The organism is Bacillus sp. DE0042 (assembly GCF_007680225.1).
In the GTDB taxonomy this organism is placed as follows: Bacteria; Bacillota; Bacilli; order Bacillales; family Bacillaceae_G; genus Bacillus_A; species Bacillus_A wiedmannii.
Genome location: NZ_VEJP01000003.1, coordinates 223897 through 245718, shown reverse-complemented (window position 1 = coordinate 245718; position 21822 = coordinate 223897). Strand labels below are relative to the sequence as shown.

General features: G+C 36.7%; 19 protein-coding genes and 1 pseudogene. 15 read left to right on the top strand and 5 right to left on the bottom strand.

Going from position 1 to position 21822, the window contains the following annotated elements; translation table 11 throughout:
- Window positions 1-79: 79 nt before the first annotated feature.
- Together FS802_RS15225 and FS802_RS15220 are read right to left on the bottom strand one after the other, a co-directional pair.
- The gene (locus FS802_RS15225) at window positions 80-334 is read right to left on the bottom strand and encodes a YbeF family protein (protein WP_098653371.1); all 255 of its coding nucleotides are present in this window, start codon (window positions 332-334) and stop codon (window positions 80-82) included.
- Between the two features lie 168 nt (window positions 335-502).
- Window positions 503-1747 (bottom strand): annotated as a pseudogene (locus FS802_RS15220) (hypothetical protein); the annotation flags it as partial.
- 115 nt (window positions 1748-1862) lie between these two features.
- Here FS802_RS15220 and FS802_RS15215 point away from each other — a divergent pair.
- The gene (locus FS802_RS15215) at window positions 1863-2294 is read left to right on the top strand and encodes a YoqO family protein (RefSeq protein WP_176545799.1); all 432 of its coding nucleotides are present in this window, start codon (window positions 1863-1865) and stop codon (window positions 2292-2294) included.
- 15 nt (window positions 2295-2309) lie between these two features.
- Window positions 2310-2678 carry a YoqO family protein gene (locus FS802_RS15210; protein ID WP_087981680.1) on the top strand — a complete coding sequence of 123 codons (369 nt, stop codon included), beginning with the start codon at window positions 2310-2312 and terminating at the stop codon, window positions 2676-2678.
- A 33-nt stretch (window positions 2679-2711) separates the two neighbouring features.
- Here the strand turns inward: FS802_RS15210 and FS802_RS15205 are convergent, their stop codons facing one another.
- From FS802_RS15205 to FS802_RS15195, 3 genes are all read right to left on the bottom strand, one after another.
- The gene (locus FS802_RS15205) at window positions 2712-3236 is read right to left on the bottom strand and encodes a DinB family protein (protein ID WP_098653372.1); all 525 of its coding nucleotides are present in this window, start codon (window positions 3234-3236) and stop codon (window positions 2712-2714) included.
- Window positions 3237-3320: 84 nt separating this feature from the next.
- Complete coding sequence (locus FS802_RS15200) at window positions 3321-4391, bottom strand: M24 family metallopeptidase (protein ID WP_098653373.1); 1071 nt, start codon at window positions 4389-4391, stop codon at window positions 3321-3323.
- A 343-nt stretch (window positions 4392-4734) separates the two neighbouring features.
- Window positions 4735-6444 (bottom strand): Rqc2 family fibronectin-binding protein, encoded by a 1710-nt coding sequence (locus tag FS802_RS15195; protein ID WP_098653374.1) that lies wholly within the window; start codon window positions 6442-6444, stop codon window positions 4735-4737.
- A gap of 105 nt (window positions 6445-6549) precedes the next feature.
- Here FS802_RS15195 and FS802_RS15190 point away from each other — a divergent pair, with 105 nt between their 5' ends.
- The 13 genes from FS802_RS15190 to prkC all read left to right on the top strand — a co-directional run bounded on the left by FS802_RS15190 (window position 6550) and on the right by prkC (window position 21818).
- On the top strand, window positions 6550-9273 hold the full coding sequence (locus FS802_RS15190) for a calcium-translocating P-type ATPase, SERCA-type (RefSeq protein WP_098653375.1): 2724 nt from the start codon (window positions 6550-6552) through the stop codon (window positions 9271-9273).
- 99 nt (window positions 9274-9372) lie between these two features.
- Entirely contained in the window at window positions 9373-10248 is an 876-nt protein-coding gene (locus FS802_RS15185; RefSeq protein WP_000564115.1) for a YicC/YloC family endoribonuclease, read from the top strand.
- A 67-nt stretch (window positions 10249-10315) separates the two neighbouring features.
- Window positions 10316-10579 (top strand): extracellular matrix/biofilm regulator RemA, encoded by a 264-nt coding sequence (remA, locus tag FS802_RS15180; protein ID WP_001251456.1) that lies wholly within the window; start codon window positions 10316-10318, stop codon window positions 10577-10579.
- A 13-nt stretch (window positions 10580-10592) separates the two neighbouring features.
- Window positions 10593-11210: a guanylate kinase gene (gene gmk, locus FS802_RS15175; protein ID WP_001257740.1), complete on the top strand. Its 618-nt coding sequence runs from the start codon at window positions 10593-10595 to the stop codon at window positions 11208-11210.
- 2 nt (window positions 11211-11212) lie between these two features.
- Window positions 11213-11425, top strand: coding sequence for a DNA-directed RNA polymerase subunit omega (rpoZ, locus tag FS802_RS15170; protein ID WP_000933964.1), 213 nt, complete (start codon window positions 11213-11215; stop codon window positions 11423-11425).
- A 172-nt stretch (window positions 11426-11597) separates the two neighbouring features.
- A complete protein-coding gene (gene coaBC, locus FS802_RS15165; protein ID WP_000911723.1) occupies window positions 11598-12803 on the top strand; it encodes a bifunctional phosphopantothenoylcysteine decarboxylase/phosphopantothenate--cysteine ligase CoaBC in 1206 nt (401 codons plus the stop codon).
- Window positions 12800-15205 carry a primosomal protein N' gene (gene priA, locus FS802_RS15160; protein ID WP_048563184.1) on the top strand — a complete coding sequence of 802 codons (2406 nt, stop codon included), beginning with the start codon at window positions 12800-12802 and terminating at the stop codon, window positions 15203-15205. Before coaBC ends, priA begins: the two co-directional genes overlap by 4 nt.
- An 11-nt stretch (window positions 15206-15216) precedes the next feature.
- Window positions 15217-15687 carry a peptide deformylase gene (def, locus tag FS802_RS15155; RefSeq protein ID WP_000279468.1) on the top strand — a complete coding sequence of 157 codons (471 nt, stop codon included), beginning with the start codon at window positions 15217-15219 and terminating at the stop codon, window positions 15685-15687.
- A 23-nt stretch (window positions 15688-15710) separates the two neighbouring features.
- Window positions 15711-16655, top strand: a complete 945-nt coding sequence (gene fmt / locus FS802_RS15150) for a methionyl-tRNA formyltransferase (protein ID WP_000598793.1) — start codon at window positions 15711-15713, stop codon at window positions 16653-16655.
- On the top strand, window positions 16652-17986 hold the full coding sequence (rsmB, locus tag FS802_RS15145; protein WP_001249653.1) for a 16S rRNA (cytosine(967)-C(5))-methyltransferase RsmB: 1335 nt from the start codon (window positions 16652-16654) through the stop codon (window positions 17984-17986). Before fmt ends, rsmB begins: the two co-directional genes overlap by 4 nt.
- 4 nt (window positions 17987-17990) lie before the next feature.
- Complete coding sequence (gene rlmN / locus FS802_RS15140) at window positions 17991-19079, top strand: dual-specificity RNA methyltransferase RlmN (RefSeq protein WP_000450539.1); 1089 nt, start codon at window positions 17991-17993, stop codon at window positions 19077-19079.
- Window positions 19080-19083: 4 nt separating this feature from the next.
- Window positions 19084-19836, top strand: coding sequence for a Stp1/IreP family PP2C-type Ser/Thr phosphatase (locus tag FS802_RS15135; RefSeq protein WP_000648695.1), 753 nt, complete (start codon window positions 19084-19086; stop codon window positions 19834-19836).
- A gap of 8 nt (window positions 19837-19844) precedes the next feature.
- Window positions 19845-21818: a serine/threonine protein kinase PrkC gene (gene prkC / locus FS802_RS15130; protein WP_098653376.1), complete on the top strand. Its 1974-nt coding sequence runs from the start codon at window positions 19845-19847 to the stop codon at window positions 21816-21818.
- The last annotated feature ends 4 nt before the right edge of the window (window positions 21819-21822 follow it).

Sequence of the window (21822 nt, the reverse complement as noted above, 5' to 3'; positions counted from 1 at the left end):
TTTTTATATCATTGCTAAAATTTCATGTGAAGTTCCATCAATATCAAAGAAAATCATATTACAATCTCCTCGCTAATAACTATTTAGCGTTTTCCGCAACTTCATATCCTCTTACAAACAATAGAGTCATATAAGAAACAATGAACGAGAAGATGCTGTACATGCCAACCCAAAAGAAAAATTTTGGAGTAAAGGCGATAACACCTATTATTAAAAAACTAGCAAACGTTACAATTGGCATTACGTAATACGTTTTCGTTCTACGTGTTCCACTAACAGAAATGATAAAGATAAGTAATGGACAAATTAATAAGACGAAAATCAATTCATTCATAGTTATGTCCCCTTTTCTAATGGAAGTAATCTGTTTCTCGTAAACGTTTTGGAATAAATACTCTCTTAATATAATTTCGCTAACATATACATAACTCCTTTTGAAAGCCAGTAATTCATGATGAATTTTACAATAAAAAAAACATAAGCAAGAGAACACTTGCTTATGTTATAGGATAAACATCGCAACGATTGTGGTGACTATTAAGCCAATCACAACCGGTAAAAAATTTCGGCGTGCAAGTTCAAATGGATCCACTTTACAAATGGCAGCGGCAGGAATAAGCGCCCAAGGAATTAAAGTCCCGCCTCCGGTCCAGATTGCAGCAATTTGCCCGAGAGCTGTTAATGTAGCTGTACCATGCCCAAGTACTGTTCCGAAAAGATTGGCAATTGAACCAGCAAGTGATATACCAGAAAAGCCAGATCCATCTAATCCTGTTATGCCACCAACGATAGTTAATGTTCCCGCCGATACGTATTGATTTAAAGGAACAGTTTGAGACAAAGCGATTCCTAAGTCGTTAATGATTCCGTGTGAACCTTTCGGTAAATAGTCTCCGATAATTTTTACAAAGCCGCTATCTCCTAAATAAAAGAGTGCAGCAATTGGGATAACTGGACCAAAGATTTTAAATCCAAATTGGAGCCCTTCTATAAAATAATCGGTCGTTTTATTTAGTCCATTACCTTTGTAGGCGATAAGGGAAATGATGATAATCATAATAACAGTCGTCCCGCCGATAAGTGCAGTTGCATCGCTTCCTTGTAGTTTAAATTGAATCATGCAAAGGATATCGATGGCATATACGACCGGAATACAAATAGCGAGCCATTTTTTTGTTTGAGGAGATAATGAGGTGGGCGTTTTAGAAGACTCAGTTGATGGAATAGATTCTTGTATAGATAAGCCTGTATGAAATTCTTTTCGTAAGAAGAAAAATGCGACGGAAGTTGTCACAATACCCATAACGATAACGAGGGGAACACTGGCAGAAACAACGCTGGAAACAGGAAGACCAGCAGCGTCTGCTGTTAATTTCGGTGCACCTTGAATAACGAAGTCACCAGATAAGGCGATGCCGTGTCCGAACAAGTTCATAGCAATGGCAACTCCAATTGGCGGAAGGCCGACGCGTACAGCGACGGGTAATAAAATAGCTCCCATTAAAGCGACAGCTGGAGAAGGCCAAAAGAAGAAAGAAATTGTCATCATTAAAAGGCCGATAATCCAGTAGGCGAGTGCAGGTGTACGAATCATCTTTGTAAATGGTGAAATCATCGTATCATTTATGCCAGTATGAACGAGTAGATTGCTCATTGATACGATAATAGAGATGATTAATATAGTTGGTAATAGCTCAGTAATGGCATAAATGAAACTTTGAAAAATACCGCTAACGGCAAGAGGGATAATTCAACTCCCATAACATTCACACCCTTTAGGCATTCGTGTAGTTTATTGTATGAAAGCAGTAAAAGTATGTGAGTATAGGAAAAAGAAAAAAAGTAAAATTTCATATACTATAATGGTAAGAAGTGGAAATGGATGTTACGATACAATTAATCCTAAAAATGGAATTCGAGGAGGGCTTATGCACAAAAAAATTGGATTTTGGGGATTCGTTATATCTTGTAGTCTATTAATCATTTTAAACTTGTTTACAAACAATGAATGGATCAGTATCATACCTGTTTTCGGGTTTGTATTTATCCTTTTATATAACTGGGATGATATGAAACAATATAGTAAGAAAAGTATCGGAATTATGATAGGTATCATTGTTGTTTGCTCATTTTTCGTAGGGTTTATTTTAATAGAAGGGCAGAAGCAAATGGAGAAAATGTCTATTTTTCAAGAATGGATGTCTTCTGCAAAAGGTCTTTATCTTGTAATTGTCGTTGTTGTTTTTCTAAGAATTGTTATAAGCGTAGCAAGTTACATATTAAAGGAGAAGTAGAATGGGGGAGTACGAATGAGAAAGAAAATAGGTTATTATGGTGTGCTCGTTTGTTTACTATTATCAGTTATTTCAGGGCAATTTCTTAAAAGTGAATGGGTACCAATTATATTATGTATAGGAGTATTGATATTTGCTCCTATGTATCGCTGGGATGAATGGAAAGCGTATAGCCGAAAAAAGAAAATTGTTTTCAGCATCGAGTTTGTCATTATAATTAGCACGATTCCTTTTTTGTTATTGAAAGGAAATGAGATAATAGATGGAATTGTAATGTTTCAAGGCTGGTTATTTATTGCGAAATTGATATATTTAATATGCATTTTAATGTTGGTAGCGGTAGTCGCCAAAAAAGTAAATGAAAAGCTATTCGCTAATGAATAAAAGAAAGTGCCACCCTTATTCGGTGGCATTTTCTCATTTTACTGAATGAGATTTTTGCATCTTTTTAACTAAACGAATTTGTCCGCGATGATTGATTTCATCTTCAAATACGTGAAACCACTTAAAGTAGTTATTTGCTGGTTTGTCATACCAAAATTCTGTCGTTTTAAATAGCCATTCATCAGGTAACGATTGAAAAGTCTCGATCGTTTTGGAACGTACTTCTTGTAATGTGTTTATGTAAAATTCTATAGAGTTTCCTTTTATTTTCTCGCGGCCAAGAGCCCCTAACTCAATAGCAGGTAACCACCGTTCTAATTCAGCTTCCGTTGGTTCACGGTCTTCAAAAGTATGAATTTGGTAGTAAAATTCAATAGCAGCCATATGGCACAAAAGCATACCAATTGAGTTTGCTTCCTCATCATATAAATAATCAAGTTCTTCAATTGTTAAACCTTCCACCGCTTGCATTGTTGTATAGCGAGCGTAATTCATCATGGAAACAAGTTTGGAAAATTCAGCTTGCAAACCATCTATTTTATCAATTACAAAATTCAATTAATATTCCCCCTCTTTAAACGATTACTCCAGAGAAAGAATTCTATGTGCAGAGAAAAACTCCTGTTAAAAAAGGTCATGATTTTAACAAGGTATGACAATTAGTTCCCGATTTGATTTTGTAATAACTTCATATCCGTCTTTTGTAATGACAATATCATCTTCAATTCTACAACCGCCCCAGTTTGGTATGTAAATACCAGGTTCAACTGTAACAACCATACCTTCTTCTAAAATAGTCTTACTTTCTTGGGATAGGCGAAGAGGTTCATGTATTTCTAACCCAAGACCATGACCAGTAGAGTGTCCAAAATATTGGCCGTATCCATGCTCAGTAATGTAATCTCTCGTTATATCATCGATACTTTTCGCAGTTTCCCCAGGTTTAATTGCTTCCGTCCCACGTTTTAACGCTTCTCGTACAACATTGTATATCTTTTTGAATTCTTCTGATGGTTCTCCGATTGCTACAGTACGTGTGATATCGGAACAATATCCGTCGTAAAGTGCACCGAAATCTAATGTAACGACGTCGCCTCGCTCGATTATTTTATTTGATGCAACTCCATGAGGAAGTGAAGAACGGATGCCAGAAGCTACAATGATTTGAAATGATGAGGAGGTAGCCCCTTTTTTACGCATGAAAAATTCTAACTCATCTCGTACATCATTTTCACTTATTCCTGGTTTTAGAAACGTAAGGATGTGGTGAAATGCTTTGTCAGCAATATTAGCTGCGATTTTCATTGTTTCTATTTCAGGCGTGTCTTTAATAATACGAATATTTTCGATGATTTCGCACACTTGAACCATTTCCGCATGTACGTATTTTTGTAAGTTTTTATATTGTTGCAATGTCATGTTGTTTTCTTCAATTCCGAGTTTTTGAATGTTTAATTTCGATACTTGATGTGCAACTTCTTTTTCTAAATTTCCTTTATGCATAATAATTTCAGCATCTTTTATTTGTGATTTCGCTTGATCTACATAGCGAAAATCAGTTATAAAAACAGCTTTATCCGCAGAGGTTAAGACGACGCCAGCACTACCTGTGAAGCCTGTTGCATATTGCCGATTTTCTTTTTTTGTAATAAGCAATCCGTCAATTTCATAGTTTTGTAGTTGATTTTGGATTTTATTAATTTTTAAAGTCATGTTAATTCCCCCTATTCATAGTATTGAATAAAGCAAATAGCGTGCCAAAATGTATATTTGAAGAAAGGATAGTAGGGGAAACATATATTTTAGGGGAGATAAAAAAATAGCCCGCAATTTGTGGGAGACTTTTTGTTCATAAAATCCAGATTGCTTCAATAAATGGCAGGGGATGAAAAAATATTGATTGGAGTTACACGTGCACTTTATTTATATGCTGTAAAAAAATTTATACAAATGTGAAATGACACTGTCAATTTTTTTGACAATATTGAATGGATATAGCAACTAAATTGAAAATATATAAAAAATGCGTTACTTATAAGCAACGCATTTTTTATATTTACGCTTTTAATTTCATTACAGTATCAGCATCAGGTGTTACATATACGGTTTGCTGATTGTCGTACGTAACAAAACCAAGTTTTGCACCACTCGGTTTTTTGACATGGCGTATTTTGGTGAAATCTACAGGAACAGAACTAGAATCTTTTGCTTTACTGAAATAGGCAGCGATTTTAGCTGCTTCTAACACAGTGTCTTCGGTAGGTTCAAGAGAACGAATGACAACATGAGACCCAGGGATATCTTTCGTATGTAACCAAATTTCATCACGACGGGCAAATTTCGTTGTTAAGTAATCGTTTTGTTTATTGTTCTTACCGACGAAAATTTCTGTGCCATCACTTGCTAAATATTTGTCCAATACTGGTTTAGTAGGCTTTTTCTTTGCGTTTTTCGTTTTACGATTACGCATATAACCTTCTTCAGCTAATTCCTCACGAATTTCTTCAATATCTTTTGAAGAAGCAGCTTCCATTTGTTGAAGTAAGCTATCAAAATAAAGAATTTCTTCATTTGTTTTTTCAATTTGTTCTTCTACAACAACAACTGAATTTTTCGCTTTTTGGTACTTTTGGAAATAGCGTTGCGCATTGTCAGATGGCGTTTTTAAAGGATCTAATGTAATTTTTACAGTTCCGCCATTTTCGTCGTAATAGTTAACGACTTCAATATCTTTATCACCTTTTTTCAAAGCGTACATATTGGCTGTAAGTAGTTCTCCAAAGAGTTGATATTTATCTGCTTTTCCGGCATCCTGTAATGTTTTTTCTAGTTTAATGAGTTTCTTCTCATTTTTATTTTTTTCGTTTTGCATAAAGCGCTCTAAATCATAAGCTTGTTGTTTTACACGGTCGCGCTCTGCTTTTCCGAAAAAGAAACGGTCTAGCAATTCACTAACAGATGAAAAGATTTTATCTTCTCCTTGCAAGTGTGCAAGAGGGAAAAGATAAAAGAATTCTTTCCCATTTGAAGTAGTCATTGTTGGTGAATATGTATGAGTTAGTAATGGTTTTTGTATGGAGAAAAATGCGTTCGCTAATGCTTTTTCATTTACCATACCTGCTTTTTTCACTACTTCTTTTGCGAATAACGGCGATATTCCCGTAAAGGTGCCGACAAGCTGTTTATCCATGTTTCCAGATAGAAAGTCTAGCGGTCTAATAAATTCATCATTTGTTTCAATCTGAAGTGGGTTAATTTTATGTTGTGCTGGTGGTGCAATATATTCCGCTCCAGCATATACAGTTCGATGTCGGTTTACTGCTAAAGAAACGTGTTTTAAGCTATCTAAAATATTGTTTGTTTTTGTGTCTACTAAAATGATGTTACTATGTCGTCCCATTATTTCAATTACTAATGTTTTTAGTGATTCGTCACCAATTTCATTTCTACTGCGAACTGTAATTTGAATAATGCGCTCTAAATCAATTTGTTCAATTTTTTCAATGAAACCACCTTCTAGATGCTTGCGGAGAAGCATACAAAACATTGGCGGAAGTGCAGGTGAATCGTAATTTTGATTTGTTAAGTGTAAACGTGCATATGTCGGATGAGCGGAAAGAATTAGTTTTTGATTTTTTCCGTTTGCTCGAATATGTAATAAAATCTCGTATTTTGAAGGTTGATATATTTTGGAAATTCTTCCTGTGTAAAGAGAATTTGCAATTTCATGTGTAATTGCTCTTGTAAATAATCCATCGAATGCCATAAATGAACACTCCTTTCTAACTAAAAGTTAATTATAGCATTTTTTTGGACGAGGCTGAATAAGCTTTCAATAGAGTATGTCTGGAATCAGGAGGTCGATAGCGGGATGAACTGGTATGGAATGCGCGCACACGAAGTGGAAGAAAGAACGAATACGAATGTGAAGGTTGGACTTACAGAGAAGGAAGCAGAAGGGCGAATAAAAAAATTTGGTACAAATGAATTAGATGAAGCCAAAAGGCCTTCTGCACTGATGGTATTTTTGGCGCAGTTTAAAGATTTTATGGTACTTGTTTTATTTGGTGCAACAATAGTTTCGGCTTTTTTAGGTGAATACATTGATTCTATTGCGATTGTTGCGATTGTTATTATCAATGGTATTCTTGGCTTTTTTCAAGAAAGAAAGGCTGAAAAGTCACTGGAAGCTTTAAAAGAGCTAGCCGCCCCGCAAGTTACTGTAATGCGGAATGGAAAGTGGGTAAAAGCACCGTCTAAAGCACTTGTTTTAGGTGATATCATTAAATTTTCTAGTGGTGATCGTATTGGGGCGGATGTACGTCTTGTTGAGGCATCAAGTTTATATATCGAAGAATCAGCTTTGACAGGAGAGTCAGTACCGGTGCAGAAGAAGGTAGAAGCTCTGCAGGGGCAAGATGTTTCAATTGGTGATCAAAAAAATATGGCTTTTATGGGTACGATGATTACACGAGGAGCTGGAACAGGGGTCGTTGTAGCAACTGGTATGAATACAGCGATGGGCCAAATTGCAAATATGTTACAAAATGCAGAGCAAATGGAAACACCACTGCAAAGAAGATTAGAGCAACTCGGGAAAATATTAATTATTGTGGCTCTTATTTTGACAGCGCTTGTCGTATTAGCCGGTGTGTATCAAGGGAATGAAGTGTACCATATGTTTTTAGCAGGAGTGTCGCTAGCTGTTGCTGCTATTCCTGAAGGATTACCAGCAATCGTTACAGTAGCTTTATCGCTTGGTGTACAGCGTATGATTAAAAAGAGAGCAATTGTAAGGAAGTTACCAGCGGTAGAAACGTTAGGGTGCGCTTCTGTTATATGCTCTGATAAAACAGGAACAATGACGCAAAACAAAATGATGGTAACACATATGTGGTCAGGTGGAGAGTTATGGAAAGTGACGGGGCAAGGGTATGAACCTAATGGATCTTTTTTGAAAGGTGAAAAAGAATGTGATCCAGCTAAAACAAAAGCATTGTATCAACTACTCACATTTGGTTCACTATGTAATAACGCAAATATTATTCAAAAGAAAAAGGCGTATGTATTAGATGGAGATCCAACTGAGGGAGCACTAGTAGCTGCAGCAATGAAGGCGGGGATAACGCGTGAGGCACTGAAAGGGAAATTTGAAATCATTCGTGAATTTCCATTCGATTCAACTCGAAAAATGATGAGTGTTATTGTGCGAGATAGAGAGGGGAAAAAGTTTCTTGTTACGAAGGGAGCACCAGATGTCCTCCTGCAAATGAGTCAAACGATTTTATGGGGGGATAAGCAACAACCGATAAGTGAGTTGTATAGAAAAGAAGTACAGGCGGCTATTCATAGTTTAGGTAGTCAAGCGCTTCGAACAATTGCAGTTGCATTTAAGCCATTAAAAGTAACAGATTCTATTGAACATGAAAGAGACGTTGAAAAAGATTTTATGTTGGTCGGGATACAGGGAATGATTGATCCGCCAAGACCAGAGGTAGAACAGGCTGTAAAAGAGTGCAGAGAAGCTGGTATTCGAACAGTGATGATAACAGGAGATCATAAAGTGACAGCAATGGCAATTGCGGAACAATTAGGGGTTTTACCACCTGGTAGACGTGTTGTTGAAGGAGTAGAACTCGCGAATATGGATGTAGAGGAACTAGAAAGTGTTGTAGAAGACACGTATGTATTTGCTCGAGTATCACCTGAACATAAATTGAAAATTGTTAAGGCGTTGCAAAATAAAGGGCATATAGTAGCGATGACAGGTGATGGAGTAAACGACGCTCCGGCTATAAAAACAGCGGATATTGGGATAGCGATGGGAATTACAGGGACAGATGTTGCGAAAGAAGCTTCTTCTCTTGTTTTGCTAGATGATAATTTTGCTACGATTAAATCAGCAATTAAAGAAGGTAGAAATATATACGAGAATATACGTAAGTTTATTCGTTATTTATTAGCATCGAACGTAGGAGAAATTTTAGTCATGTTATTTGCAATGTTACTTGCATTACCGCTGCCGATGGTTCCCATTCAAATTTTATGGGTGAACTTAGTGACTGACGGATTACCGGCGATGGCATTAGGATTGGATAAGGCGGAAGGAGACGTGATGAAGAGAACGCCGCGTCATCCGAAAGAAGGGGTATTTGCTAGAGGGCTTGCCTGGAAAATTATAAGTCGTGGCTTTCTAATTGGAGCAGTGACGTTAGTGGCGTTTATTATTGCATATAATCAACATCCAAATGAATTGAAATATGCACAAACTGTGGCGTTTGCGACGTTGGTACTTGCACAACTTATTCATGTATTTGACTGCCGAAGTGAACATTCTATCTTCCACCGTAATCCGTTTGGGAACGTGTATTTAGTAGGAGCGGTTATCATTTCTTTACTGTTAATGTTAGTGGTTATATATTACCCACCGCTACAACCGATCTTTAGTACAATGCCAATACAAGCAAGAGATTGGTTGTTAATTGGAGGTTTGTCATCAATTCCGACCTTTTTATTAGTAGGTTCTTTATTAACAGGGAAAAAGGGGAAGAAGGAAAAGCCAGTATTATATAAGAAGGGATTAAACTTGAAATAGTCAATGATATGAAAATGTGATATAATTTACAGAAGGTAGTAGAGCCTTGTCTCTATTACCTTTTTCATTGAGTTATTTCATGGCTTGGATGTGATAAAAATGATTTGTAGTATGACAGGATTTGGAAGGTCGAAAGTAGAAAATGATACTTTTCAAATTACAGTAGAAATGAAATCGGTGAACCACCGTTTTCTAGAGATGAGTATTCGACTTCCGAAGCAAATGATGGTATTTGAAGACAAAATTCGTAAAATAATTGCAGAACAAGTTCGGCGTGGACGCATTGAAGTGTCTATTAGTATAACGGGTGAAGGGCTTGTTGAAAGAAAATTAAGTGTGAATTGGTCGCTTCTTGAGCAGTACCAATCGATTATGGAAGATATAAAAGGAAAATTTCAATTACAAGATTCTATTACACTTCAGCAATTAATGGAAATGCCAGAAGTAACAGCGATTGAAGAAGTAGAAAATGTAAATGAACAATTTGAGAACGGTTTATATGAGGCTGTTCGCCAAGCTGCTCATATGTTAAAAACGATGAGAGATGGCGAAGGAGAACGATTACATAAAGATATAGCGTATCGTTTACAAGAGATTCACAATTGTGTAAACGCAATTATTCCGCATGTACCGATTGTTACACAAAAATATCGTGAACGATTAGAAAATCGCTTAAAAGAATTACATAATCAAGATCTAGATGAACAAAGATTGTTAACAGAAGTCGCAATCTTTGCAGAGCGTTGTGATATTCACGAAGAGTTAGTTCGTTTGCAAAGTCATTTAGAGCAATTTCGTGAAACACTGCAGATTGAAGAGCCTGTTGGAAGAAAAATGGATTTCATCGTGCAAGAGATGCATAGAGAAATTAATACGATTGGTTCTAAGGCAAATGACTTAACAATTTCAAAATATGTTGTAGAAATGAAAAATAACCTTGAAAAAATTCGTGAACAAGTACAAAATATTGAGTAGCTTTCAAAAAATATATAAAGTTATACGTGGTGGAGAAATCGGATAGACTTACTAGGAGGCGCAAACTATGGCCATGCGGTTTTTAAATATTGGATACGGAAATATTGTATCTGCTCATCGAATTATTGCTATTGTAAGTCCGGAGTCAGCTCCTATTAAACGAACAGTACAGGAAGCACGCGAACATAATGCTTTGCTTGATGCTACGTATGGGAGAAAAACAAGGGCGGTTATTGTTATGGATGATGGGCATGTGGTATTAAGTCCAATTCAGCCAGAGACGATTGCACATCGTTTGAATAATAAAGAAGATTTAAGTGAGGAAGGGTAGGTTTTACATATTTATGAGAAGTAGAAGAGGATTGCTCATCGTTCTTTCAGGACCTTCTGGGGTTGGTAAAGGAACGGTTCGAAAAGAGCTGTTTAGTCATGAGGATACACGTTTTCAGTACTCCATTTCAGTAACGACACGTAAGCCACGTGAAGGTGAAGTAGATGGTGTGGATTATTTCTTTAAAGAGAGAGAAGAATTTGAGGAAATGATTCGTAATGAAAAATTACTTGAGTGGGCTGAGTTCGTAGGTAATTATTACGGAACACCGATTGACTATGTTGAAAAAACATTACAAGAAGGAAAAGATGTATTCTTAGAAATTGAAGTGCAAGGAGCAATTCAAGTTAAGAAAGCTTTCCCAGAAGGTGTATTCATTTTCTTAGCACCTCCAAGTTTATCTGAACTAAAGAACCGCATTGTCGGCCGTGGTACAGAAACTGAAGATGTTATTGAAAATCGTTTAACGGTAGCGAAAGAAGAAATCGAAATGATGGACGCTTACGACTATGTTGTAGAAAACGATCAAGTTGAATTAGCTTGTGAAAGAATTAAAGCAATTGTGGTTGGTGAACATTGCCGCCGTGAAAGAGTAGCAAAATATTATAAAGAAATGACGGAGGGTCTATAATTATGTTAAATCCATCAATTGATTCATTATTAACAAAAATCGATTCTAAATATACACTTGTAACAGTAGCTGCAAAACGTGCACGTGAAATGCAACTTGCGGATAACTGTGTTATCGAGCAACCTGTTTCTCATAAATGTGTAGGTAAATCATTAGAAGAAATCGATGCAGAAGTATTAAAATATGTACCAAGCGAAGACAAAATCATCGATTAAGACATTCTTTTCGACAAATTAAAACATAGACTTTATAATTTTCTATGTAACGGTAACAACCTATTTACAAGTAGGTTGTTATTTTTTTACGATAGGGAAGAAATATTGGTACTGATGAGCTGGGAATTCTGTTTCAGTATTATAAGTTTGAAAAAGAAAGAGGACGAGCCATATGCTAAAAGGGAAAAAGATACTTCTATGTGTAACAGGAGGCATTGCGGTCTTTAAAGCGGCTGCGTTAACTAGTAAATTGACACAAGCTGGTGCTATTGTAAAAGTAATGATGAGTGAGTCGGCAATGAAGTTTGTTACGCCTCTTACATTTCAAGCACTCTCTCGCCATGACGTATATACAGATACATTCGATGAGAAAGACTCAGCTGTTATTGCACATATCGATTTAGCAGATTGGGCAGATGTAGTACTTGTTGCACCTGCTACTGCCAATTGTATTGGGAAGTTAGCTGGTGGTATTGCAGACGATATGATTACAACTACTTTGTTAGCTACTACAGCCCCAGTTTGGATTGCACCTGCTATGAATGTGCATATGTATGAAAACAAAATTGTACAAAAAAATATGATGACGTTAAAAACGTTAGGATATACATTTATTGAGCCTGGAGAAGGTTTTTTAGCGTGTGGTTATGTTGCGAAGGGAAGACTAGAAGAACCGGAAGCAATTATTGCACGGTTAGAAGAGGGTTTTTCCGAACAAAAACCATTGCAAGGAAAAAAAATATTAATAACTGCTGGCCCAACTCGTGAAAAGATTGATCCAGTACGTTTTATGACCAATTTTTCTTCTGGGAAAATGGGATATGCAATTGCGGAAGTGGCAGCGAACTTAGGTGCTGATGTCATACTTGTTTCGGGACCGACAGCATTAAACCCACCATTACATGTAAACACGGTACAAGTGGAATCTGCACAAGATATGTTAGAAGTAGTTCTGCAACAGTATCAAAACGTAGATGTTGTCATTAAAACAGCAGCAGTTGCAGATTATCGCCCGAAATATGTTCATGATAATAAAATGAAAAAGAAAAATGGTGATGCTGTAATCGAACTCGAGAGAACAGTAGATATTTTAAAAACGTTAGGTGAGATGAAGGATAAACAGTTACTTATCGGTTTTGCGGCTGAAACGACAAAGGTAGAGGAATACGCAACAAAAAAATTACGTGAGAAAAATGCGAATATGATTGTTGCGAACGATGTAAAGGCACAAGGAGCTGGATTTGGTACAGATACAAACATTGTAACAATGTATAGAAAAGATGGAGAAGTTATCGAGTTACCACTTTTAACGAAGAAAGAGGTTGCTCGTGAAATATTAAAGCAAATTGAAATGATGTTAGAAGATGATCGTCTATGAAATTTGCAAGTGTAATTGTTGATGTACCTGCACGTCAGACTGATCGACCATTTGATTATATTATCCCTAAAAAGTGGGAAGATATTGTCCAGACAGGCATGCGTGTAGTAGTTCCATTTGGTCCAAGGAAATTGCAAGGCTTTATTATTGGGATCAAAGATTCGGCTGAAGTAGAAAGTAAGAAGTTAAAGACAATCCATGAAATATTAGATGTAACACCAGTTTTAAACGAGGAATTATTAAAGCTTGGATATTGGCTTACAAGCGAAACGTTATGTTATATGATTTCAGCCTTTCAAGTCATGCTCCCAACGGCGATAAAAGCAACGTATAAAAAGCGTCTACAACTTCGTAAACAAGAAGAAGTAGCACCTGAACTACTGTTTTTATTTCAGGACAAAGAAGCGATAGATTGGGAAGCGATTGAGACGCAGCCGCATCTATACCGCACGATTCAACAAGAAATTAAAAATGGCACGATTGAAGTTGTTTATCAGGTAAAAGATAAAGTGCAAAAGAAGAAACAAAGAGTCGTTCAACCGGAGTTGTCAGAAGATAAATTGGAATTAGCAGCATTTGAACTGAAAAGTAAAAAACAACAAGATGTACTCTATTATTTTGTGGAAAATTATAAAAGTGTGCCGTTGAAAGTGATAACAGAAGAGTTGCAAATAACAGACGCTCCGATTAAAGCACTTGTTAAAAAGGGGCTAATTTCAGAAAAGTATGTGGAAGTTTACCGAAATCCGTATGACGATGATGATTTTGAACAAACGAAACCATTCCCACTTACGGAGGAACAAAAGCAAGTTATTGCACCGATTTTATCATCAATTACAAATGAAACTTACAATCCATTTTTACTATATGGTGTTACAGGAAGCGGAAAAACAGAAGTATATTTACAATCTATAGCAGCGGTGCTCGCGAAAGGGAAAGAAGCTATTGTGCTTGTTCCTGAAATTGCACTAACGCCTCAAATGGTAGATCGTTTTAAAGGCAGATTTGGCTCGCAAGTTGCGGTTCTTCATAGTGCGCTGTCTGTTGGAGAAAAATATGATGAATGGCGTAAGATTTTAAGAAAAGAAGTGAAAGTTGTAGTTGGTGCACGTTCAGCTGTATTTGCTCCTTTTGAAAATTTAGGAATTATTATTATTGATGAGGAGCATGAATCGAGCTATAAGCAAGAAGATAATCCGAGGTATCATGCAAGGGATGTAGCTGTGTGGAGGGGGCAATATCATAAATGTCCTATCGTTCTTGGTAGTGCAACACCGACACTTGAATCGTTTGCAAGAGCGAAAAAAGGTGTGTATGAATTACTAACGATGGAAAAACGTATGAATAAACAAGCTTTACCAACAGTAGAGATTGTTGATATGCGTGAGGAACTTCGTGACGGGAATCGTTCCATGTTTTCGAAGGCATTGCATGAAAAAATAGCAGATCGATTAGAAAAGAAAGAACAGATGGTGCTCTTTTTAAATAGAAGAGGTCATTCTACATTTGTTATGTGCCGTGATTGTGGGTATGTTGTACAATGTCCGCATTGTGATATCTCGCTGACATATCATAAAATGAACCATCGTTTAAAATGTCATTACTGCAGTCACGAAGAGAATATGCCGACTGAGTGTCCTGCTTGTCAAAGTACATATATTCGTTTCTTTGGTACAGGTACACAAAAGGTAGAAGAAGAAATTACAAAACTATTTCCAGAGGCACGAGTCATTCGAATGGATGTAGATACGACAAGTCGCAAAGGAATGCATGAAAAATTATTAAAGGCGTTCGGGGAAGAAAAAGCAGATATACTACTTGGAACACAAATGATTGCGAAAGGATTAGATTTTCCTAAAGTAACGCTTGTCGGGGTTTTAACTGCAGATACGATGCTTCACTTACCTGATTTTCGAGCGAGTGAAAAGACGTATCAGTTATTGACGCAAGTAAGTGGACGAGCAGGCAGACATGAATTGCCAGGGGAAGTTATAATTCAAACGTATACGCCAGAACATTACAGTATAGAGTTAGCAAAGAACCAACAATATGATGTGTTTTTTGACCAAGAAATGCAAATGAGACGAACAAGACAATATCCACCTTATTACTATGTTGTACTTGTAACAGTATCTCATCCAGAATTATTAAAGGCAGTGCAAGTGACGGAAAAAATTGTCGGTCATTTACGGGCACACTGCACGCAGCAAACAATGGTGTTAGGACCGGTTGCTTCAGCAATTCCAAGGATAAAAGATAGATATCGTTATCAATGCATGATAAAATACAAACGGGAACCAAACTTAAAGAACGTGCTCAAAATGGTAAATGAACATTATCAAGCAGAAATGCAAAAAGAGCTACAAATCTCAATTGATTTTAATCCAACAATGTTAATGTAGCGGAGGGAAATATGGCAGTTTTAGAAATAGTAAAGCATCCAAATGAAGTATTAGAAACACCATGCGAAAGAGTAATTAACTTTGATAAAAAGTTAGTGAAATTGTTGAAAGATATGCATGAAACAATGTTAATTGCGGACGGAGTCGGTTTAGCTGCGCCTCAAGTAGGTGTAAGCTTGCAAGTTGCGGTAGTTGATATCGGTGATGATACGGGAAAAATCGAGTTAATCAATCCATCGATACTAGAAAAACGTGGTGAACAAGTAGGTCCCGAAGGCTGTCTAAGCTTCCCGGGACTTTATGGTGAAGTGGAACGTGCGGATTATATTAAAGTACGTGCGCAAAATCGCCGAGGTAAAGTATTTTTACTAGAAGCAGAAGGATTTTTAGCACGTGCAATTCAACATGAAATCGATCATTTACACGGTGTGTTATTTACATCGAAAGTGACAAGATATTATGAGGAAAACGAATTAGAATAGGTATTAAAAGGAGCGGTTTTTAAATGATAAAAGTAGTATTTATGGGAACACCGGACTTTTCAGTGCCGGTGCTTCGTCGTCTTATCGAAGATGGCTATGATGTAATAGGTGTTGTGACGCAGCCCGATCGTCCGGTAGGTAGAAAAAAAGTATTAACACCTACACCTGTTAAAGTTGAAGCAGAAAAACATGGTATTCCGGTGTTACAACCGTTAAGAATTCGTGAAAAAGACGAATATGAACAAGTCTTGGCATTAGAGCCAGATTTAATTGTAACAGCTGCTTTCGGTCAGATTGTACCAAATGAAATTTTAGAAGCACCGAAGTATGGATGTATTAACGTCCACGCGTCTTTACTACCTGAACTTCGTGGTGGTGCACCAATCCATTATGCAATTATGGAAGGTAAAGAAAAAACGGGTATTACAATTATGTATATGGTAGAGAAATTGGATGCTGGTGATATCTTAACGCAAGTAGAAGTCGAGATTGAAGAGCGTGAAACGACAGGCTCTTTATTCGATAAGTTAAGTGAAGCAGGGGCACACCTTCTATCTAAAACAGTACCTTTATTAATTCAAGGTAAGTTAGAACCAATTAAACAAAATGAAGAAGAAGTAACGTTTGCATATAATATAAAACGTGAGCAAGAGAAAATTGATTGGACAAAAACAGGTGAAGAAGTATACAATCACATTCGCGGATTGAATCCATGGCCAGTCGCTTATACGACTTTGGCAGGACAAGTTATTAAAGTATGGTGGGGAGAGAAGGTCTCTATTACAGAGAAAGCTGAACCAGGTACAATAGTAGCTCTTGAAGAAGATGGATTTGTTGTTGCAACAGGGAATGAGACAGGTGTTAAAATCACTGAATTGCAACCTTCTGGTAAAAAACGTATGAGTTGTTCGCAATTTTTACGTGGCACAAAACCTGAAATTGGAACAAAGTTAGGAGAAAATGCATGAGACAAAATGTTCGTGAGTTAGCTCTTGATGGCTTAATTCAAGTAGAAAAAAGTGGTGCATACAGTAACTTACTTTTAAATAATCTAATTGAAAAAAATGCAATTGATAGAAAAGATATTGGTTTGTTAACTGAAATTGTATATGGAACGATTCAACGTCGTGACACATTAGATTATTATTTACAGCCTTTTTTAAAAAAGAAGGTTGAGGCGTGGGTAAGAGTATTACTTCGCTTATCTTTATATCAAATGATTTATTTAGACCGAGTGCCAGAAAGAGCGGCTATTCATGAAGCAGTTGAAATTGCAAAGCGTCGCGGGCATAAAGGGATTGCTGGTATGGTAAACGGGGTATTACGTTCGATTCAGAGAGAAGGGGTACCTTCTGTAGATGAAATCAAGGATCCAATAGAACGTTTGGCAATTGCAACAAGTCATCCAATGTGGCTTGTGCAAGACTGGGCTTCTGAATATGGTTTAGAGACAGCAGAGAAAATGTGTGAAGTGAACATGTTACCCCCGGTACCAACAGCGCGTGTAAATGTTGATAAAATAACAGTAGAAGAAGCAATTGAGTTGTTGGCTGGTGAAGGTATAGAAGCGAAGCGCGGCGATTTATCAGAGGATGCAATTCAAATTGAAAGAGGGAATGTAGCGCATACAGATGCGTTCAAAAAAGGTTTTCTTTCTATTCAAGATGAAAGTTCTATGCTTGTAGCACGCGCTTTAGAACCGAATGAGGGAGATGAAGTTCTTGATAGTTGTGCTGCTCCGGGCGGAAAGACAACGCACATTGCAGAGCGATTAAAAGGAACAGGTCAAGTTATGTCTCTTGATTTACATGCACACAAAGTACGTTTAATTAAACAACAAGCAGAGAGACTTGGTCTAGAAAATGTCGAAACAAAAGCACTAGATGCTAGAAAAGTGCAAGAACACTTTGCGAATGAAACATTTGATAAAATATTAGTAGATGCACCATGTTCTGGATTTGGTGTGATTAGACGTAAACCTGATATTAAGTTAGGTAAAAATAAAGGCGATAGTGAAAGATTATCGACGATTCAACTTGCAATACTAGAAAAAATAGCACCGTTATTAAAACAAGGTGGTCGCCTTGTTTATAGTACGTGCACAATAGAAAAAATAGAAAATGAACAAGTAATAAAGCAATTTTTACAAGAGCATCCTGAATTTGAATGGGATACTACGATAAAAGATCGCATGCCAGAAAAGTTAAATCCGTATATTGATGAAGGTCAAGTGCGAATTTTACCGCATTATTTTGCAACAGATGGCTTTTATATTGCTTGTTTAAGGAAGAAGGTGTAGCATCGTGGAAACGACTGTGAGAAAACAAAAGAAAAATTTAGAAACGAAAAAACCATCAATTTATTCTTTACAACTTCATGAAATGCAAGATTGGTTAAAGGAACAAGGAGAACCTAAATTCCGTGCAGGACAAATCTTTGATTGGCTATATAAAAAACGTGTAAAAAATTATGACGACATGTCGAATCTTTCTAAAGGATTACGCGATAAATTGTCGAATTCCTTTGATATTACTACTTTAAATACATTGGTAAAACAAACATCTTCTGATGGAACAATTAAATTCTTATTCCAATTATATGATGGTTATTCTATTGAAACAGTGTTAATGCGACATGAATATGGAAATTCTATTTGTGTAACAACACAGGTCGGATGCCGTATCGGTTGTACGTTCTGTGCATCTACACTTGGTGGGTTAAAACGAAACTTAGAGGCTGGAGAGATTGTAGCGCAAGTAGTAGAAGTGCAACGTGCACTTGATGAAACAGAAGAACGTGTAAGTTCGCTTGTTGTTATGGGAATTGGAGAGCCGTTTGATAATTATGATAACTTAATGTCATTCTTACGCATTGTAAACCATGAAAAAGGAATTCATATTGGCGCAAGACATATGACAGTTTCAACAAGTGGAATTGTTCCAAAAATTTATAAGTTCGCTGAAGAAGATATGCAAATTAATTTTGCGATTTCATTGCATTCTGCAAATACAGAGTTACGTTCAAAATTAATGCCGATTAACCGTGCTTATAAGCTACCAGACTTAATGGAAGCTGTTAAATACTATGTAAATAGAACAGGGCGTCGTATTACGTTTGAATATGGCTTATTTGGAGGAGAAAATGACCAAGTTGAGCAAGCTGAAGAACTTGCTGCGCTTTTAAAAGGTGTAAAATGTCATGTAAACTTAATTCCGGTAAACTACGTACCTGAACGTGATTATGTACGTACCCCACGTGAACAAATTTTCTTATTTGAAAAAACGTTAAAAGATCGTGGAGTGAATGTAACAATTCGCCGTGAACAAGGTCATGATATTGATGCAGCCTGCGGTCAGTTACGTGCGAAGGAGCGTAAAGAAGAGACGAGGTGACGAGATGAAAGCCGTGTTTCTATCAGATAAAGGAAAAGTTCGTCAACATAATGAAGATAGTGCGGGAGTTTTTCACAATTTAGATGGAAATATTTTAGCGGTAGTAGCAGATGGAATGGGAGGTCATCGAGCTGGTGATGTAGCTAGCTCGATGACCATTCAATTATTCCATGATTATTGGAAGCAAACGCATAATATGAATGAACCAAAAAAAGTAGAAGAGTGGTTACATACGAGTGTTGGGATTATTAATGAGCGTATATATGAGTACTCTAAGCAACATGTAGAATGTAATGGTATGGGAACAACACTTATAATAGCGATTTGTACGCCAAACTTTGTGACAATAGGCCATATAGGAGATAGTCGTTGTTATATGGTATCAGAGGGAGAAATCTCGCTTGTAACGGAAGATCACTCACTTGTAAATGAACTTGTAAGACATGGTGAAATTTCAAAAGAAGACGCAGAATATCACCCGAAAAAGAATGTTTTGTTAAGGGCATTAGGAACAGAAGAAAAAGTCGGATTAGATGTTAAAACATTGGTGCTTGAGGAAGATGATCAGTTACTTCTTTGCTCTGATGGGTTATCTAACAAAGTTTCTATTGCTGATATGCAACAAATTTTACAGGTAAATGAACAGCTTGAAACTAAGGGACAACGTCTCATTCAATTGGCGAATGATCGTGGCGGGGAAGATAATATCACCCTTGTTCTTATTGATTATGCGGGTTCGACAAACGAAAGTAGGTGAAGTGCAACGTGCTGATTGGAAAACGCTTAAATGACCGTTATAAGCTGCTGAAAATGATTGGTGGTGGTGGAATGGCTAATGTGTATTTAGCTCATGATGATATACTTGGCCGAGATGTAGCGGTAAAAATATTAAGACTCGACTATTCAAATAATGAAGAGTTTATTAAACGTTTCCATCGAGAAGCGCAGTCTGTTACAACGTTGTCGCATCCAAATATTGTGAATATGTATGATGTCGGAGAAGAAGATGGTATATATTATCTTGTAATGGAGTATGTACCAGGACAAACATTGAAGCAATACATAATTGAGCAAGGGATGTTACCTATAGGAGAAGCTCTTGATATTATGGAGCAGTTAACATCCGCCATGGCACACGCCCATCATTTTGAAATTGTGCACCGTGATATTAAACCGCACAATATTTTAATTCGAGCTGATGGAGTAATAAAAGTAACAGATTTTGGAATTGCGACAGCTACAAGTGCAACAACAATTACACATACAAATTCGGTACTCGGTTCGGTGCATTACTTATCACCAGAACAAGCACGCGGCGGGATAGCAAATAAACAATCAGATATTTATTCCCTAGGGATCGTTATGTTTGAGTTGTTAACAGGAAGACAACCGTTTTCTGGCGAATCTGCTGTTGCTATAGCTTTAAAACATTTACAAAGTGAAATTCCGTCTCCAAAGAGATGGAATGAAAATATTCCGCAAAGTGTCGAAAATATTATATTAAAGGCAACTGCGAAAGATCCGTTTCACCGATATCAATCTGCCAATGCGATGAAACGAGATATTGAAACTGCGCTATATCCAGAGAGGATAAATGAGCAGCCATTTTACATACCGGAAGATATGGAAGCGACAAAAGCGATTCCGATTATTCAACAAGAACAATTATTCGAAAATGTAACTGATGAAACAATTGTTTTAAAAGGAAGTAAAGTGGATGAACAGAAAAGAAAAGAAGAAACGGAATTAGATAAGAAGAAAAAACGAAGTAATAAATGGATCAAAGTTTTAATTACGACATTTTTACTTTTAGCAATTGGAATAACGTTAGCGCTTACTGTTATTCCAGGATTCTTTATTCCAAAAGATGTAAAAGTCCCTGATGTGGCTGGTATGAAGTATACGACAGCAGTAAATAAATTAGTTGAAAAGGGTTTTGAGGTTACGGAACCTAATATTGTATATACAGATGATGTTGAAACCGGTGATGTGATAAAAACAGACCCTGTGGCAGGTAGAGTCGTGAAAGAAAACTCTAAAATTACTATCTATCAATCAGGTGGAAAAAAGAAAAGTAAGATGAGTGATCTCACAGGAAAAGATTTTGAGAGTATAAGGAATGAATTAGAAGAAAAATATAAGCAAGTTACAATAAATTATATTGAAAATGATAGGCCAAAAGGTGAAATCGTAGAGCAAATTCCGACGCCTGATCAAATGGTAGTAGAGGCGGAACAAGAACTGAAAATTTGGGTAAGTAAAGGTCCTTATCAAATTAGACCAGGTGATTTTTCAGGATGGACTGAAAATAGCGTAAATGGTTATTTGAATGAGAGAAAACTAACTCCAGATATAAAACGAGAGTATTCCGATACTGTTGATAAAGGACTTGTAATTTCGCAATTTCCAAAACCAGGAACGCCGTTAAAAGAAGGAGATAAAGTGACGATTATCATCTCAGAGGGGCCTAAGCCGAAAGTAACGAAAACAGTGAAAGTGGATAATATTTCTATTCCGTATGAGTCTTCTATAATTGGTGAGAAAAAACCGCAAACAATAGAAATTTATAAAGAGGATATGCAACAAAAAATGGATAGACCAATTGAAACTAGAACAATTTCAGAGTCGGCAACTATTTCTTTAGAATTTGTAATTCAAGAAGGTACAAAAGGACATTATAAAATTGTACGAGATGGTGTAACGATTATCGACAAAGAAGTACCATACCCAACTCAATAATAAT

Excerpts from the sequence above, each read along its gene's own strand:
- FS802_RS15225 (WP_098653371.1), bottom strand. The coding sequence starts at position 334 with ATGAATGAATTGATTTTCGTCTTATTAATTTGTCCATTACTTATCTTT.
- FS802_RS15215 (WP_176545799.1), top strand. The coding sequence starts at position 1,863 with ATGGTAAGAAGTGGAAATGGATGTTACGATACAATTAATCCTAAAAAT.
- FS802_RS15210 (WP_087981680.1), top strand. The coding sequence starts at position 2,310 with ATGAGAAAGAAAATAGGTTATTATGGTGTGCTCGTTTGTTTACTATTA.
- FS802_RS15200 (WP_098653373.1), bottom strand. The coding sequence starts at position 4,391 with ATGACTTTAAAAATTAATAAAATCCAAAATCAACTACAAAACTATGAA.
- FS802_RS15195 (WP_098653374.1), bottom strand. The coding sequence starts at position 6,444 with ATGGCATTCGATGGATTATTTACAAGAGCAATTACACATGAAATTGCA.
- FS802_RS15190 (WP_098653375.1), top strand. The coding sequence starts at position 6,550 with ATGAACTGGTATGGAATGCGCGCACACGAAGTGGAAGAAAGAACGAAT.
- FS802_RS15185 (WP_000564115.1), top strand. The coding sequence starts at position 9,373 with ATGATTTGTAGTATGACAGGATTTGGAAGGTCGAAAGTAGAAAATGAT.
- remA (WP_001251456.1), top strand. The coding sequence starts at position 10,316 with ATGGCCATGCGGTTTTTAAATATTGGATACGGAAATATTGTATCTGCT.
- gmk (WP_001257740.1), top strand. The coding sequence starts at position 10,593 with ATGAGAAGTAGAAGAGGATTGCTCATCGTTCTTTCAGGACCTTCTGGG.
- rpoZ (WP_000933964.1), top strand. The coding sequence starts at position 11,213 with ATGTTAAATCCATCAATTGATTCATTATTAACAAAAATCGATTCTAAA.
- coaBC (WP_000911723.1), top strand. The coding sequence starts at position 11,598 with ATGCTAAAAGGGAAAAAGATACTTCTATGTGTAACAGGAGGCATTGCG.
- priA (WP_048563184.1), top strand. The coding sequence starts at position 12,800 with ATGAAATTTGCAAGTGTAATTGTTGATGTACCTGCACGTCAGACTGAT.
- def (WP_000279468.1), top strand. The coding sequence starts at position 15,217 with ATGGCAGTTTTAGAAATAGTAAAGCATCCAAATGAAGTATTAGAAACA.
- fmt (WP_000598793.1), top strand. The coding sequence starts at position 15,711 with ATGATAAAAGTAGTATTTATGGGAACACCGGACTTTTCAGTGCCGGTG.
- rsmB (WP_001249653.1), top strand. The coding sequence starts at position 16,652 with ATGAGACAAAATGTTCGTGAGTTAGCTCTTGATGGCTTAATTCAAGTA.
- FS802_RS15135 (WP_000648695.1), top strand. The coding sequence starts at position 19,084 with ATGAAAGCCGTGTTTCTATCAGATAAAGGAAAAGTTCGTCAACATAAT.